Raw genomic sequence first — 16451 nt, forward strand, 5'->3', positions numbered from 1 at the left:
CGCACTGCACATATTACCAACCTATATGTATAAAAAAGAAAAAGAAAATTTAAAAAAGTAAGATTCTCGTTAAATTTTTAACATAAAAAAAGAGGATATCCTCTAAAAACTGATGTTATCAATCTTTTTGGATATCCTCTTATCTAATTATTTATACGTGTTTTTTCATATCATCGGCAACAGATTCAACATTTGTACCTACGATAACTTGAACACTCGTGTTACTTAATTTCATAACACCTTTTGCACCAGCACGTTTTAATGCTGCTTCGTTTACTTGACCAGCATCTTTCACTTGTAAGCGTAGACGTGTTGCACAGTTATCAATAACTGTTAAGTTTTCTTTTCCACCTAAAGCTGCTACGTAAGTTTCACCAATTGAACCTGCAACTGGAGCTTCTTCGCCTTCAGCCATTTCCTCTTCATCTTCACGACCAGGAGTTTTTAGGTCGAACTTCTTAATTAAGAAGTAGAATACTACAAAGTAAATTGCTGCGTAAATTAAACCGATTCCTGCTAGTAACAATGGTTTTGTTGCAATACCGAAGTTTAAGACGTAATCGATTGCCCCGGCACTAAATGAGAAACCATCATGAATGCCAAGTGTTGTTGTAATGAATAGAGACAGACCTGTTAATACAGCATGAATTCCATATAGTACTGGTGATAAGAACATGAATGAGAATTCAATTGGCTCTGTAATACCAGTTAAGAATGAAGTTAATGCTAGACCACCTAACATACCTGTAACCATTTTACGTTTTTCTGGTTTAGCAGCTGCAATCATTGCGAAACATGCTGCTGGTAAACCGAACATCATAACTGGGAAGAAACCAGTCATAAACATACCTGCTGATGGATCTTTTGCAAAGAAACGTGCAATATCACCATGAACGATATCGCCAGCTGCATTTGTAAAGTCACCAAGTACGAACCAGAAGTATGTGTTCATTACGTGGTGTAAACCAATCGGAATTAATAAACGGTTTAATAATCCAAATAAACCAGCACCAATTGAACCTAAGTTCACGATACCATGTGCCACTGCATCAATACCACTTTGAATTGTTGGCCAAATTTGACCGAATACCAATCCTAAAAGTAACATTACGATTGAAGTAATGATTGGTACGAAACGTTTTCCTGCAAAGAATCCTAACCATTCTGGTAGTTTAATCTTATGGAATTTGTTGTATAATAATCCCGCAACAACCCCTGCAATAATACCACCGAGTATGGCCATGTTTATTTTTGGCGTTAACGCCGCTGCTTTTGAAACCTTTGTCATTGTATCTGCTAATTTAGTTGGATCTACTGAACCGACTAAATCTTGAACACTTTTTAATTTATCATTTAACTCTGCTGCTGAATACGTCTTACTTAGAGCATTCGTTGTATTTTGTAAAACAAGATATCCGATTGCTCCGGCAAGTCCAGCTGCTCCACTACCGTCAACAGACAAACCGATTGCAACACCAATTGCAAAAATAAGTGCTAAATTATCAAAAATTGCTGCACCGGCCTGTGCCATAACAGGAATGTTAAATACGTCTTCTTGTCCTAAACGAAGCAATAATCCTGCTGCTGGTAGTACGGCGATTGGAAGCATTAACGCTTTACCAATACGTTGTAGAAACTGCAACATTTTAATTCCCCCTATCAAATTTATGAAATCGTTATCATTATAAGTACGCCTTAGAAAACGCTTTCTATTTACATAACCATAATAACATATAGTTGTATAGATGTGTAGTTTTTATTTTTGAATTTTTTATGGAGAAATCTCCTATTTCCAAACTGTTATATAAAAGGAAAATTCTCCTTTTTCACTACAAAATACGCGAAACGAAAGACCCACTATAGAACATGTAACTTTCGTTTTATCATTCCACTTTTTCATGTTATTATTTATTTCCGAGCATATCGGGAAAAGTAAACTTAGTTAATTCAAAATAGGAGCGTTGGTACTATGCAGTGCATTGAGACAAACAACTTACAACAGTTGTTAGAACAAGTAAAACCATATACGAAAAAAGGAAAGCTTGCTACTTATATCCCCGAACTAGGAAATGCCAATCCAGATGATTTAGGGATTGCCATTTTTCATAAAGAAACAGAATATATCCATGCTGGCAACTCACAAACACTATTCACTCTTCAAAGTATTTCAAAAGTAATTACACTTGCACTTGCCCTTTTAGATCGTGGTGAAGAATATGTATTTTCTAAAGTTGGAATGGAACCAACCGGTGATCCATTTAATTCTATTATTAAATTAGAAACGACAAGTCCTTCTAAACCACTTAATCCAATGATTAATGCAGGGGCACTAGCCATTACAAGCATGTTAGCAGGTAAAGATAATGAAGAAAAAATGGAGCGCATTCTTCATTTCGTACGTGAAATAACAGATAATCCTACTATTAATTATTCTTCTAAAGTTGCGAATTCAGAATTAGAGACAGCTTACTTAAATCGTTCACTTTGTTACTATATGAAACAAAACGGAATTATTGATTGTGATATCGAAGAACTGATGGATTTATACACTCGTCAATGTGCAGTTGAGGTAAACTGTATCGATTTAGCACGTATCGGTTTAATTTTTGCGATGGATGGATATGATCCATATAAAGAAAAACAAATTATCCCTAAGCATATTACAAAGATTTGTAAAACATTTATGGTTACATGCGGTATGTATAACGAGTCTGGTGAATTTGCGATTCGTGTTGGTATCCCCGCAAAAAGTGGTGTAGCTGGTGGCATTTTCGGCTGTGTAAAAGGCGAAATGGGAATTGGTATTTTCGGACCAGCTTTAGATGCAAACGGAAATAGTATCGCTGGTTTTAAAATTCTTGAACTTCTTTCTGCTCAAGAAGGTTGGAGCATTTTTTAATTTAGAACCATCCTGCTATACTAGCAGGATTTTTTTATTTCATAAAACCCTCAACTTTATCAGCTATCCGTCCCCTTACAAAAACCGTACTGAAAGTTTCTCTATATCATGCATATTTGCTCCTCCCTCCTGAATAATATAGTACAACCTAGCGCTATATGTGGAGGTGTGAAAGATGAAACTAATATTTCAAATGGGAAAACAGCCTGTTCTTGAAAAAACAATTCTTCTTTTTATATTGAGTATTGTAGAAAGCTTAAAGCTAAAAGTTGTTTCACTCGATGAAGCTCACCGATACATATTCAATTTAGAAGTACTTGAACTATTAATGGATCGGAACATCGATGATCAAGTACTTGAACTTATTCATTTCGGAATGGGACTTGAAGACATTCATCATGTGCTTCCTGAAGAACTTGAACATACAATCGAAGAATTAAAGTGGCTTTGTATCCAAGTATTAAGTGAGTACAGTATGCACGAAGAATCGGAACAATTAATTGAAGATATACGTTAAAAAAAGCACCTATTTAGGTGCTTTTAATGTTTTTTCAAACTATTTTTATACGCTTCAATATTTACTGGTAGCTCTTCCTCTTCCAAAGTATGTTCATTTACATCTTTATGAATGAACGCACCTTTAGGTGGTTGATGATCATGCCCTTTTTTCTTATGATCAAATGCTTTCCCGCGTCCCATACAAATCCCCCTTTCTTAAAAGAAATCCGTATTAGTATGGAGAAAAGTACGTCGATATATGCAATCCCTTGCTGTATTTCCAAGGAAATACTCGAACCTTGTTTTCTACTCTCCTTACAACAACTGATCTATCCCGATAAGAATTAATAACACGCCCGCAATAACCGTAGCCCATTTCCCTAAGTATTCTGCTAAATATCGTTTTCCTACATACGCAAAACCACTTATGCAAATAAAACTAAACACCCCAGAAATAGTTGCTGTAAGCCAAAGGTTCAAGTTTGTTACTCCAGCATCAAATCCACCTGCAATATTATTAATAGACAACGCAATCCCTAAAACAATTGCTTCTGAAAAACTAATTGTTTTAGAACCATCAAAATCTGCTTTTTCTGGATCACGTAAAATCCCCATAAGTACATTACCATCTTTAGAGCCTACGGTATTTCTTTGCCCCAAGAAAGGCTGGCACAAAATAAACACACCGATTATCCCTAAAACGATTGCTCCAATCAAGTTTGCTGTAAACTCTGAAATAAATAACGCAATCCAGTTCCCAAAAAATCCAGCTAATAAAGTAAATAAAAAACCAAAAAATGCGATGATAAAATTGTTGAACCACGAAATTCTAATTTTACGAATGCCATATGCAATCCCAACACCTGCATTATCTAAATTAGAAGCAATCCCAATTAAAAAAATTGAAAATAGACCTGCCGTACTCATAAATAGCCACCCCTTTTTCTCACTTTTCAATGCATCTTATGAAAATGTTGAGCAACTGTGCCTGTCTGTTTCATATACATGTAATAAATACTCAACATTTTTTCAACAATAAAAAGGAGTGCCTTCGCTATGCCTAAAGAAAATCCAAATGAGCGGCTTAGTAGATTAATAAAAAAACTTTTAAAAGAACGTGCCTTATCTATGCGCCAACTCGGAATGCTTACAAATATTGATCCCGCAACAATCTCAAGAATTATGAATGGTAAACAACCGCCAAAACAAAAACACCTACAAAAATTCGCAGAATGTCTGCAAGTTCCACCCCAATTGTTATTTGATGAAATGTATCCGGATTCTCCTCACATTAATAAAGAAAAGACGGATATGTACACATCTCTTGATACAATTCAGCAAACGCTGCAATCCTCTAACTTATTCGATTTCGACTACACAACAACCCGCGTAAAACAAGAACTCGAAAACTATGAACGATATGCGCAAACAACAGAGGGTGAAAAACGTATTCATGAAAGTTTTGCAAGCAAGTTAGAACAAATTGATAGCGCTGGTCCTTTCATTGAACAATTAACGGATATGTATCAACAATTTTGCAATGAAACGATTTCAAAAGAAGAGCGTGCAGTTCTTGGCGGCGCATTACTGTATTTCATTTTATCGACAGATATTATTCCCGACTATCTCTTTCCAATTGGTTATTTAGATGATGCAATTGCTGTTGAATTAGCGAAAGAGAAATTAATTGAGCTAAAACGAAAGACATAGAAAAATAAAGAACTATTTCAGTTGTTTCTATCCAACTCTGAAATAGTTCACTAAAAAATCGTACAAGTATACATACCTGTACGATTTCAACATACTAATCTATTTTTTTCGTATGACACCATTCGTATATAAATGCTGTTATTACTTTTGTAAATTCAATTAACTGTTCTATTTCTACTTTCTCATTTATTGAATGAGCTTCCTCTAATGTACCTGGTCCGTAAATAACGGCCGGAATATGAAATTCACTAAACCAACCACCATCCGTTACCGTTGCAGACATATCTAAAATTGCATTTTTAGAAAGAATTGATTCGTGTACTGAGCTAAGCGTTTTTACAGCTGCATGTTCACTATCTATTTCTAAAGAAGGAAAAATTTCGCCACGATCCACAATCATTGATTCTCCGCCCCACTTAAATTGTGGTGGATTTTCACTTAGCCATGGATCAGCAGCTGCCACTTTCCCAATATACTCTTCAATTTCTTTTATTATTTGTTCATGTGTTTCATTCGGATAAAAGTGTACTGTTATCCATAACCGGCACTCATCCGCAATAAATGCTGCATGTCTTCCACCTTCAATAACAGCTGGATTAATTGTTGTTGTTCCAGATGGATAGCCTTCATATGTTTTCATGACTGCCCAATGATGCTCTAATTCTTGTAAACTTTGCACAATTTTCATCATTTTTTCAATCGCGCTCGCTCCGAATAAACGACCCCCTGCATGGATCATTTGCCTACGTGTTGCATCATGAAACGTTTGGGGGCTTTTCACAGTAATCCATCCAGTAATTACGCCCCCCTGTCCTTGCATATGTAAATCACTCGTATCCACTACGACTGCAAAATCAGCTTCATATCCCCTTTTACAGCATTGAAGTGTTCCCGCCTCTCCAACTTCTTCCCCAATTACGGATTGAAAGATTAAATCTCCAGGTAATTCAATGCCAGCTTCTTGTAAAAGCTGAATAGCAAATAATGCTCCAGCCAGTCCCCCTTTCATATCTGCTGCACCACGTCCAACTAACCAACCATCTTTTATAAATGGCTCAAACGGATTCGTTTCCCACGCCTCATCTGCTGATATTTCCGCTACATCCATATGCCCATTAATAATAAGACTTTTATATGTGTCACTTTCTATTCCTTTTTTCACCCCAACAACGTTCGGGTCATTCGGATATACATCCCATTTATCAACACTAAAATTTCGTTTTCTTAAAAACTGTGCAACAAATTCTTGCGCCTCATTTGTATTTCTCGCCGGCGGTGCTGGTGTTTCAAAACGAATTAATGTTTTTGTAAGCTCTAGTAACTCATTTTTTCGTAGATCAATCTGTTCTAATAGCTGTGCAACTTCTTCATTCATCGCTAATTCCCCTTTGCATACGTAGTATGTTCCCAGCTTTATTTTCACAAAAAAAGAGACTGTTTACAATTTTACAGTCTCCAAATTAATCACTATTATAAACTTTCTATTTCTGTTGTCTTTGTCTTTTCAATATGCTCTAAGTTACCCCCCTTATTTCTTGTCGCACGGTAAAACAGTAAACAAACAATCATAAAGGGAATACCACAATACAATGCCATTCTTTGTTCTGGAATAAAGGCCATACCTACAATTACTGTTATATTTAATACTAACGCAAGCAGTGGAACGAATGGATACAGCGGTGTTTTAAATTTCAAGTCCTTCACATCCCCGCCCTGCTTAACATATGACCTTCTAGCTAATAAGTTAGATAGAGCAATAGATGCCCAAACTAATATCGCTCCGAACCCAGCAATAGAAAGTAGCCATAAATAAACTGTATCTTCCGCATAAATACCTGATAGTAATGAAAGGCAACCTACAATTGTACTTACAATCAATGCATAAATAGGAACACCATTTTTAGATAACTTACCGAAAATCGGACTAATCATTCCTTGATTAGACATAGACCATAGCATACGAGAAGTTGCATATAATCCTGAATTCGCAACGGATAATACTGCTGTAATAATAACGAAATTGATAATATCGGCTGCATAAGGAATACCAATTTTATCAAATACAACTACGAATGGACTTTCTATCACTCCTGCTTGTTGCCATGGGAATAATCCTGCAAGAATGAAAATAGATAATACAAAGAACACAAGTATACGCCAAACTGTATTATTAATTGCCTTCGGGATCGTTTTCTCTGGATTTTCACTCTCTCCAGCTGCAATACCAACTAGCTCTGTTCCTTGGAAGGAAAAATTAACAGCAATCATCGTAATTAAAATAGCGGATAATCCATTTGGAAACAATCCACCATAATCAGTAAAACTAGAGAATATTGGTGCTGGTTCATTTCCTTTCATATCTAGAAAACCAAACATTGCTGCCCCACCCAAAATAATAAATGCAATGATTGTAATGACTTTAATACTTGCAAACCAAAATTCAACTTCTGCAAAACTTCTTGAAGATAACGCGTTAATAGCAAAAAGTAGTACCGCAAACACTACGCACCAAATCCAAGACGGTACATCAGGAAACCAGCGTTTCATTAAAATACTAACTGCAATTAGTTCAATACCTATTGTAGCCGACCAGTTTAGCCACGACATCCATCCGACTACATAACCCGCTGCAGGGGAAATATGCTTCGTAGCATACGTTTGATAAGATCCTGCGTCAGGCATCGCAACAGCTAACTCTCCGAGACAGAGCATCGTTAAATACATAACAAATCCTCCAACAAGATAAGCTACAATCGCTCCTCCAGGCCCAGCTTCATGAATTGTATACCCCGATCCTAAAAAAAGTCCGGTACCAATAACTCCTCCAAGTGCAATCATAAATATGTGTCTGCTTTTCAATTCCCTTTTTAATCCTTGGTTTTGATCCATCATACAAATCCCCCCTTTTCCCTTTGGAAACCCATTTCATGTAAGCGTTTTTAAAATTTTTTATACGAAAAATAATTATTGAAAAGAGCAAAATACATAGTATTAATCACTACCTGTTATTAAAAGATCATCCCTCACTGTTATTAATAACTTTTTATCAGCGATAGCTTGTCCTTCTACTACTTCTAATGACTCGATATACCCACTGATTCCTACCTTAATTTCTACTTTCTGTTTATCTATTGTTTCAATTAACGCTAATTTCTCCCATTCGTATACGTAAGAACTTTCCGTAACAAATAACTTCTCAACTTTCCCGTAACAAGGACTATACACGCCTTCTATAACCGTCTTCACTTTATACACTCCTCCTTCTTATTAATTGGTACTGAAACGTTGCATATCCCTCCTTTAGAGATTTCAACTATTCTTTATGCAAAATGCGTACCAATCTTAAATTCCTATTTAAAATGAGGGTTCCTCACAAAAAAATCTTCATAACCGCAAATTTTTTCTACCGTGTAAGAAGTTTTAAAAGGAAAATCGCAAAAAAATTTTGCGGTTTTATAAGAATTTTAATAAAATTATAAAAAGTCAGTCTTCATAGGGTGAAATGAGGAGAAGATAATCTATGCGTACAGAAGAAATTAATTTGAAACAGATCATTGAAATGAATATGCTATATGAAACTTTGCTCAATGAACTCGATATCGGGATTCATATTATTAATGAGGAAGGTAAAACGATTATCTATAACCGTAAAATGATGGAAATTGAATCAATGGAGCGCTCAGATGTGCTATATAAAAGTCCTTTAGAAGTATTCGCATTTGAAGAAAATAAAAATAGTACTCTTATAGAAGCATTAAAATTAGGAAAAACAAACAAAAATATAAAACAAACGTACTTTAACAATAAAGGGCAAGAAATTACGACGATTAACGATACTTTCCCTATAATAGAAAATGGAAAAATTAAAGGCGCTATTGAAATTTCAAAAGAGATTAGCAATTCTAAACAAACAATGAAAACAAACCTTTCCCGAAAACAAAATAATAAGTTTACCTTTGATCACATAATTGGTGATTCTGAAGCCATTCAATCAATCATTGCGGAAGGAAAAAGGGTAATTCGTACATCCTCCTCTATACTTCTCGTAGGAGAGACAGGCACTGGGAAAGAACTATTTGCACAAAGTATCCATAATGAAAGCCAGCGTTCAGGCAAACCATTTATTTCACAAAACTGTGCCGCTATACCTGATACGTTAATGGAAAGTTTATTATTTGGTACGAACCGGGGGGCATTTACAGGAGCAATCGATAAAGCTGGTTTATTTGAAGAAGCAAACGGAGGAACTTTGTTATTAGATGAGATCAACTCATTAAGTCCAACACTTCAAGCGAAGTTACTGCGAGCTATACAAGAAAAAACAATACGAAGAATCGGGGGCACACAAGAAAAAGAAATTGATGTTCGTATTATAGCAACTATTAATGAAGACCCCCTTGAAGCTATTACACATAATCGATTACGGGAAGACTTATATTACCGATTAAGCGTCGTTACTTTATGCCTCCCGCCTTTACGTGAACGAAAAGAAGATATTTCCGCTCTTGTTCAGCACTTTATCGAAAAGTACAACATTCAATTTGGACTCGCTGTAACGGATGTAGATATACATGTAAGAGAATTCTTGTATGCATATGATTGGCCTGGAAACGTCCGAGAATTGGAACATATCATTGAAGGTTCAATGAACTTGGTTGAAGATGAAAATATTATTACGGCGTTTCATCTTCCTACTCGCTTTCGTGAACAAATAAAAAAAGAATTCAATACGCAACCTTTCCTAACTAATAACGATACTGATACACCTAAAACGTTAAAACACACAATAGAAGCAATGGAAAAGAACTACATCACTCAAATTCTGAAAGAGTATCACGGTAATATTTCACAAGCTGCAAAGTTTTTAGGATTAAGTAGACAAAACTTACAATATCGAATTAAAAAACTGCATTTACACATATGAAATGAAGCTTGGATGAGTGGATTACTAGCCCTCACCAATTCGACTTTTATTGCTTGTTAATGCAGCATAAATCTGCTTTAATGTACAAATAAACAGTTGGTAAAATATGTTATAATAAACATGTAACATACTAGAAAGGAACGATGTATATGAATAATGATAAAAGATTAAAGTTGTTACAATACTTAGCCTTCTTCCCTACCCTTCTATGTATGATGCTACTCATTAATGTGAATACCTATCCTTATGCAAAGCTACTAGCAACAATTAGCGGCTCTTTTGCAGCTATTATGCTTGCTGTTTTTTGGAATTTGAAGATACGGATGAAGAAAGAGAAATCTTCTTAACGCTAAAGCATAAAAAAATCGAGCCTACACAGCTCGATTTTTTACTGACTATTAAAACTCAACATTCTCCAAATACAAACCACTTGCCTCAGCAAGGCAATTAATCTGATTACGTTGTTTCGCCTCTAAAATGTGTGGAATCGCCTCTGCATCTAATTGTCCTAACCCAACTTCAATTAATGCTCCAACAATTTTTCGGACCATGTTATGAAGGAATCCGTTACCACTTACTCTAATTTGTACAAATCCTGCTTCTTCCATCACTTCAAGTGTATATACTTCTCGCACCATAGACTTTTTCTTTGATTTTGCATTTGAAAAAGCAGTAAAGTCATGTGAACCAACTAAATGTTTCGCAGCTTCTTTCATGCTTTTCACATTTAATTTTTTATTCACATGCATGCTGTATTTACGCATAAATGGGTTCGTATGCTCTTCATTCCAAATTTTATACAGATATGTTTTTGCTTTAGAATTGTAACGAGCATGGAATCGATCATGTACTTCTTCCACATTTGTAATGCTAATATCATTTGGCAAATATTGATTTAAATATTTTTTTACTTTATGTTCCACTAACTTCTCATCACTTTGAAAGTTAGCAACTTGATTCAAAGCATGTACACCAGCGTCTGTTCTACTACAACCGATAATTTCAATTTCTTTTCCGACCATTTCGGAAATGACACTTTCGATTTTTCCTTGAATCGTATTATCGTTATTACCAAGACGTTGCCATCCTTTAAAACGTGCACCATCGTACTGAATCGTTAATTTATAATTGTTCATTTTATTCTCCTTCATAGAAAATATTCCCTCATATCGTGAGGGAATATAAATACACTTTACTTTCTAACAAGCTTCACTACATTTTCTACATGAGCTGTATGCGGGAACATATCAACTGGTTGTACATATTCCACTTCATAGCTCTTCATTAACGCTTGTACATCACGTGCTAATGAAGAAGGGTTACAAGATACGTAAACAACTTGTTTCGGCTTCACTTTTAAAATTGTTTCCAGTAATTTATCATCGCAACCTGTACGAGGTGGATCGACAACAATTACATCTGGACGCCATCCTTCTTTTACCCATTTCGGTAACCATTGTTCAGCTTTACCTGCTTCATACTTCGTATTTGTAAATCCGTGACGCTTCGCATTTTTTCTTGCATCTGCAATTGCTTCTGGAATTACATCCATACCACGTACTTCCGCTGCATCATTTGCAAGCCAAAGTCCGATTGTACCAACACCACAATACGCATCTACAATTTTCTCATTTCCTGTTAAAGCAGCGGCTTTTTTCGCTTCATTATATAAAACAACCGTTTGTTCTGGATTCAACTGGAAGAATGCACGTGCTGATAATTCAAATGATAAATCACCAAGTGTTTCTTGAATTACTTCTTTTCCAGCTAATTTAAATGTTTTATCACCGAAAATAACAGATGTTTTACGCCAGTTTACATTTTGCATAATTGATTTAACAGCTGGCATCTGTTTTTGTACTTCTGCGATAAATTGCTCTTTATTTGGCAATTCTTCTTTTGTTGTAATCAGTGTAACTTGTACTTCCCCTGTTTGAACTGCAGTACGTGTCACAATTGTACGTACTAAACCTTTTTGTTTTTTCTCATTGTAAATAGAAACATTTAATTTTTCTAAAATACGTCTTACAACTTTTGTCGCTTCATTCGTTGCTTTATGTTGAATCATACAATGAGCAATATCAATTAACTGATGTGAATTTTGTTTATACAGCCCTGTAATAACCTTTTCGTCTTTACGCCCCACTTGTAGTTGGCTCTTATTACGATAATGCCATGGATTTTCCATGCCAAGCGTCGGACGAATTTTCTCTTCCAAACTGTTTTTCATGTACTTCTCAAATGCTTGTACAACGATATCACGCTTTTGATTTAATTGTTCTTTATAGTCTAAATGTTGCAATTGGCAACCGCCGCACTCTTCATATACCGGACATGGCGCTTTCACACGATGTGGTGAAGCTTTACGAATCTTTTTCACTTTTGCTTCAGCGAAGCCACGCTGAATTTTCGTCGTTTCAGCAACAACTTCTTCTCCTGGTAATGCCCCGGGAATGAAGACAACTTGTCTCTTAAAATAACCAACGCCTTCTCCGTTAATCCCAAGACGTTTAATTGTCACAGGAAACGTTTGACCAACTTCCAACTTACTCTCATGTTGCTTTTGTATCATTATTACACCTCTACTCTATACTTTTCCATAAATATAACGCTGCATAACTGCAGTATGGTTCACACTCTTGTTTCACGTTTTCTAAAAATGCATCATCAGGTTTCTCATCTAATTGAAATACACCTTGTACTGCACGCTGAATCCCAATGTCTGCTTTCGGAAACATATTTTTCCGTCCAAGCCCAAACATTAAAAAGTTTTGCACTGTCCATGCACCAATCCCCCTAATTGGTAACAATTGTGCTGTAACCCCTTCTTCTGTTTCGTTTTCTATTCTAGTTAAATCTAACTTACCACCTATAATACACTTTGCTAATCCTACCATATATTCAGCTTTTCGCTGACTAAACTTCTGCTCTCTCAATTCCTCTATTGAAATATTTGCTACTATTTCTGGAGTGGGGAAAAAGAATACACCGTTCTTCTCTGTTCCATATCGTTTCACAAACTGTTCTGTTAACACAGTAGCAAATTTCAAATTTATTTGTTGATGAATGATACAGCGAAGAAGACAAGCAAAATAATCAAATTCTAAAATAATTGGAGTATAAGCATATGTTTCAAATAGTGGACGTAATGATGTGTTTAAAAAATGATTTTGTATATCTTGAAACGGTTCATTCCAATGAAAAATGGCCCTCATTCGTTTCATGACTTTCTCTGAATCTCCTGTCTGACTAGAAATCCAAAACTGTGGATTTTGAACAGTACCAATCCCTTGCAGACGAACAACAATCTGTTCCTCGTCTATACAAAGCGGGACATAAATAACTTTCTCATCTAATTGAATGACGTTAAGAGGATCAAAAGATAAACGTTTTAATACTTCTTCAAAATGATACGGATACTCTAACGTAACATGTTCGCTCCACATACGTTTCCCCATCCTTTTTACACATCATTATAGCATGAGAAAACCGCAAGCATACATGCTTACGGTTGATTGCTTTTTACTAAGTCATCTAGACTTTTAAAATGATACCCTTTCTCGCGCAAATCATCAATGATTTTTGCAAGTGCTTCTGCATTATCTTTTGATATTGCATGAAGTAATAAAATAGATCCTGGATGAATCATCGTCATAACATTATTATGCGCATATTGCCACCCTCTTTGCTGATCTACTTTCCAATCCAAAAATGCAAGTGACCAAAATACATTATAGTAGCCCATTTCTTTCGTAAGAGCTAACGTTCTTTCACTAAATACGCCGCGCGGGGGACGTACATATTTCACTTCTTTTTGCCCAGTTACTTTTTTAATTTCTTCCGTTACACTCGTTAATTCTTCACGAAGTTTCTCATCGTTTACCGCTGTGAAATCAGGATGACTCCAAGAATGGTTTCCAATAATGTGTCCTTCATTCTTCATTCTTAACAATAAATCTTTTTGTGTTTTAATGTAATGCCCCGTTACAAAGAAAGTTGCTGGTACTTTTTTCTCTTTTAATACATCTAAGATTTTCCCTGTGTATCCATTCTCATAACCATTATCAAATGTTAAATAAATATCTTTTTTCTTCGTATCCCCTAAATAAAACCCGCCATTTTTTTGTAGTAAATCTGTATATAACTTTCCTGCATCTGGTACTGTTTCATTTTTAGGACGCGGGATTCCCCAGTTATGTGGAGTATTTGTATAAGCTAATGCCGAAACTGGAACAAGTGCCATCATAATTGAAAAAATGAGACCGATATATAACCATTTATGTTTCATAAATAGTCTCCTTTCCATATATAATCGTACTCGTAGTTTCTGTTGCTACGCATTCTTTCATGCTGAACATGTTTTTCTATATATACCAAAAAAATGCATCTCGAATCGTTCGAGATGCATTTTTGTTTACTTAAATACTGGCTCTTTAAAGCTAGCTAATTTTTCAAGTGATGTTTTATCAACATCTGCATGTAAGCTATTACCGTGAGAATCCATTGTTACAACTGCTTTAAATCCATCGATACGTAAATGCCACATTGCCTCTGGAATACCAAATTGTAAGAAATCAACATCTTTCACTTCTTTAATACATTCAGCATAATATTGCGCTGCACCACCAATTGCGTTTAAATATACACCGCCGTGTTCTTCTAAAGCTGCTAATGTTTTCGCACCCATGCCGCCTTTTCCAATGACAGCTCTAATACCGAATTTCTTCATAATATCACCTTGGTACGGTTCTTCACGAATACTTGTCGTTGGACCTGCCGCTTTAATTTGCCAATTGTCATTGTCATCTTTCACAACAACTGGACCACAGTGGTAAATAATTTGTCCATTTAAATCTACTGGACAATCGTTATCCATTAAATGCTTATGAATTGCGTCACGACCTGTATACATCATGCCATTAATTGTTACAACATCACCAACGCGAAGTTCACGAATTTGCTCTTCTGTAATTGGCGCTTGTAATACAATTTCACGCTGCTCCGTTTTTTCTTGTACTTCTTGCTCCAGTGTATCTTCACCTTCTTGATATAACCAATCCATAATTTCACCTGTTTCAGGATGGATTGTTACACCAAGGCGACGGTATGCCCAGCAATTATACGCCACAGATACGTAGAAACTAGCTGGCAGACGGTTATACACGCCAATTTTACAGCCAAGTAAAGTTGTTTCTCCGCCAAATCCCATCGTACCAATGCCAAGCTTATTCGCATTTTCTAATACATATTCTTCAAGCTGTTGTAATTCTGGGATTGGATTGACATCATCTAATGTACGGAATAATTGATTTTTTGCTAATTCGTAACCTGATGTGCGGTCTCCCCCGATACCAACACCAATTACACCTGCACTACATCCTTGACCTTGTGCTTGATATACCGCATGAAGAAGGCATTTACGAATCCCTTCTAAATCACGGCCAGCTCGTCCAAGTCCTTCTAGTTCACACGGTAAGCTATACTGAATATTTTTATTCTCACAGCCCCCCCCCTTTAGGATTAAACGTGCATCAATATAATCTTTTTCCCATTGTTCAAACTTAATAACCGGTGTACCTGGTCCTAAATTATTTCCACTATTGTCTCCAAAAAGAGAATCAACAGAATTTGGACGAAGTTTACCATCTTTTGTCGCCCGCTCAAGCGCATTATAGATAGCTTCCTTCAACTTTAATTGATTCACACCAACTGGTGTATAAATTTTAAACGTTGGCATCCCTGTATCTTGGCAAATTGGCGAGATTTTATCATCAGCCATTTTAATATTATTTGTAATTGTGCCAAGTGCCATCGCAGAACGAGTCCCTGCATTTTCTCGCTCTTTCGCTTGTTGAATCGCACGACGAACATCTTTCGGTAAGTTCGTTGACGTTTCAACAATTAGTTGATACATGCTTTCTTGAAGCTTTTCCATTGTTACTTCCCCCTCAATTGTGAACGCTACCAAAACGTTATGAGCTGAAAATTCCACTATTATGCTCTGCAGCTTTTTATTTGTTTCACGCTATTCAAGCATACATGAAATTTTTCACAACTTGATTATACCTCTTTTTCTATCGTCCTTCTATTATCCGCACAGAAAAAGGCTACCAAATTGGAATTGGCAGCCTTTTTAATATATTATTCGTCTTTTTTAAATTGCTCACATTTTAATTCTAATTCATCTAGCATTGCAAGAAGACGATCTACATCTTCTAATTCTACTTCTTCAGGTTCAATTGTATCAATTACTTCAATGAACATATTTAAACGTTCTTTTAAATATACTAATTGTGTATCTTTATCTTGAATTGCTTTTCCCATGAAGGCACTCTCCTTTTAATTCGAGTTGCTTTTATTATACCGCAAAAATGATTACAATGGGTATGTAATTTCATCAATTTTGTCACGGTTATTCAC

General features: G+C 35.8%; 18 protein-coding genes. 5 read left to right on the forward strand and 13 right to left on the reverse strand.

Annotated features, from left to right (window positions below; translation table 11 throughout):
* Positions 1-151: 151 nt before the first annotated feature.
* Both nagE and QCI73_RS25100 read right to left on the reverse strand, forming a co-directional pair.
* A complete protein-coding gene (gene nagE, locus QCI73_RS25095) occupies positions 152-1645 on the reverse strand; it encodes an N-acetylglucosamine-specific PTS transporter subunit IIBC (RefSeq protein ID WP_000938883.1) in 1494 nt (497 codons plus the stop codon).
* 141 nt (positions 1646-1786) lie between these two features.
* A complete protein-coding gene (locus QCI73_RS25100) occupies positions 1787-1900 on the reverse strand; it encodes a transcriptional regulator (protein WP_353823960.1) in 114 nt (37 codons plus the stop codon).
* A 69-nt stretch (positions 1901-1969) separates the two neighbouring features.
* Between QCI73_RS25100 and glsA the strand changes: the two genes are divergently transcribed.
* Together glsA and QCI73_RS25110 are read left to right on the forward strand one after the other, a co-directional pair.
* A complete protein-coding gene (glsA, locus tag QCI73_RS25105) occupies positions 1970-2899 on the forward strand; it encodes a glutaminase A (RefSeq protein ID WP_001149852.1) in 930 nt (309 codons plus the stop codon).
* Between the two features lie 175 nt (positions 2900-3074).
* Entirely contained in the window at positions 3075-3416 is a 342-nt protein-coding gene (locus QCI73_RS25110; protein WP_000766603.1) for a DUF3969 family protein, read from the forward strand.
* 23 nt (positions 3417-3439) lie between these two features.
* Here the strand turns inward: QCI73_RS25110 and QCI73_RS25115 are convergent, their stop codons facing one another.
* Together QCI73_RS25115 and QCI73_RS25120 are read right to left on the reverse strand one after the other, a co-directional pair.
* Complete coding sequence (locus QCI73_RS25115) at positions 3440-3598, reverse strand: hypothetical protein (RefSeq protein ID WP_000532409.1); 159 nt, start codon at positions 3596-3598, stop codon at positions 3440-3442.
* Positions 3599-3712: 114 nt separating this feature from the next.
* On the reverse strand, positions 3713-4324 hold the full coding sequence (locus QCI73_RS25120) for a manganese efflux pump (RefSeq protein WP_000100725.1): 612 nt from the start codon (positions 4322-4324) through the stop codon (positions 3713-3715).
* Between the two features lie 129 nt (positions 4325-4453).
* Between QCI73_RS25120 and QCI73_RS25125 the strand changes: the two genes are divergently transcribed.
* Positions 4454-5107 carry a helix-turn-helix domain-containing protein gene (locus QCI73_RS25125; RefSeq protein WP_001123720.1) on the forward strand — a complete coding sequence of 218 codons (654 nt, stop codon included), beginning with the start codon at positions 4454-4456 and terminating at the stop codon, positions 5105-5107.
* 94 nt (positions 5108-5201) lie between these two features.
* Here the strand turns inward: QCI73_RS25125 and QCI73_RS25130 are convergent, their stop codons facing one another.
* The 3 genes from QCI73_RS25130 to QCI73_RS25140 all read right to left on the reverse strand — a co-directional run bounded on the left by QCI73_RS25130 (position 5202) and on the right by QCI73_RS25140 (position 8353).
* On the reverse strand, positions 5202-6482 hold the full coding sequence (locus tag QCI73_RS25130) for an acetylornithine deacetylase (protein WP_353823961.1): 1281 nt from the start codon (positions 6480-6482) through the stop codon (positions 5202-5204).
* 95 nt (positions 6483-6577) lie between these two features.
* Positions 6578-7999: an amino acid permease gene (locus QCI73_RS25135; RefSeq protein ID WP_200730801.1), complete on the reverse strand. Its 1422-nt coding sequence runs from the start codon at positions 7997-7999 to the stop codon at positions 6578-6580.
* A 99-nt stretch (positions 8000-8098) separates the two neighbouring features.
* Positions 8099-8353 (reverse strand): biotin/lipoyl attachment domain-containing protein, encoded by a 255-nt coding sequence (locus QCI73_RS25140; protein ID WP_000859492.1) that lies wholly within the window; start codon positions 8351-8353, stop codon positions 8099-8101.
* 274 nt (positions 8354-8627) lie between these two features.
* Here QCI73_RS25140 and QCI73_RS25145 point away from each other — a divergent pair, with 274 nt between their 5' ends.
* Positions 8628-10031, forward strand: a complete 1404-nt coding sequence (locus QCI73_RS25145) for a sigma-54 interaction domain-containing protein (RefSeq protein ID WP_200730802.1) — start codon at positions 8628-8630, stop codon at positions 10029-10031.
* A gap of 149 nt (positions 10032-10180) precedes the next feature.
* A complete protein-coding gene (locus QCI73_RS25150; protein ID WP_200730803.1) occupies positions 10181-10378 on the forward strand; it encodes a hypothetical protein in 198 nt (65 codons plus the stop codon).
* 51 nt (positions 10379-10429) lie between these two features.
* On the opposite strand, the gene truA is transcribed toward QCI73_RS25150, so the two are convergent.
* From truA to QCI73_RS25180, 6 genes are all read right to left on the reverse strand, one after another.
* The gene (gene truA, locus QCI73_RS25155) at positions 10430-11167 is read right to left on the reverse strand and encodes a tRNA pseudouridine(38-40) synthase TruA (protein WP_200730804.1); all 738 of its coding nucleotides are present in this window, start codon (positions 11165-11167) and stop codon (positions 10430-10432) included.
* A 56-nt stretch (positions 11168-11223) separates the two neighbouring features.
* Positions 11224-12603 carry a 23S rRNA (uracil(1939)-C(5))-methyltransferase RlmD gene (rlmD, locus tag QCI73_RS25160; RefSeq protein ID WP_062822173.1) on the reverse strand — a complete coding sequence of 460 codons (1380 nt, stop codon included), beginning with the start codon at positions 12601-12603 and terminating at the stop codon, positions 11224-11226.
* Between the two features lie 10 nt (positions 12604-12613).
* A complete protein-coding gene (locus tag QCI73_RS25165; RefSeq protein WP_200730805.1) occupies positions 12614-13477 on the reverse strand; it encodes a DNA-3-methyladenine glycosylase family protein in 864 nt (287 codons plus the stop codon).
* Positions 13478-13536: 59 nt separating this feature from the next.
* Positions 13537-14319 carry a delta-lactam-biosynthetic de-N-acetylase gene (gene pdaA, locus QCI73_RS25170; protein WP_000681212.1) on the reverse strand — a complete coding sequence of 261 codons (783 nt, stop codon included), beginning with the start codon at positions 14317-14319 and terminating at the stop codon, positions 13537-13539.
* Between the two features lie 126 nt (positions 14320-14445).
* The gene (gene fumA / locus QCI73_RS25175; RefSeq protein WP_200730806.1) at positions 14446-15966 is read right to left on the reverse strand and encodes a class I fumarate hydratase; all 1521 of its coding nucleotides are present in this window, start codon (positions 15964-15966) and stop codon (positions 14446-14448) included.
* A 206-nt stretch (positions 15967-16172) separates the two neighbouring features.
* The gene (locus QCI73_RS25180; RefSeq protein ID WP_000513558.1) at positions 16173-16355 is read right to left on the reverse strand and encodes an SE1561 family protein; all 183 of its coding nucleotides are present in this window, start codon (positions 16353-16355) and stop codon (positions 16173-16175) included.
* Positions 16356-16451 lie beyond the last annotated feature (96 nt).

Origin of the sequence: Bacillus cereus group sp. MG16, from assembly GCF_040459875.1 — a bacterium.
Lineage (GTDB): Bacteria > Bacillota > Bacilli > Bacillales > Bacillaceae_G > Bacillus_A > Bacillus_A paranthracis.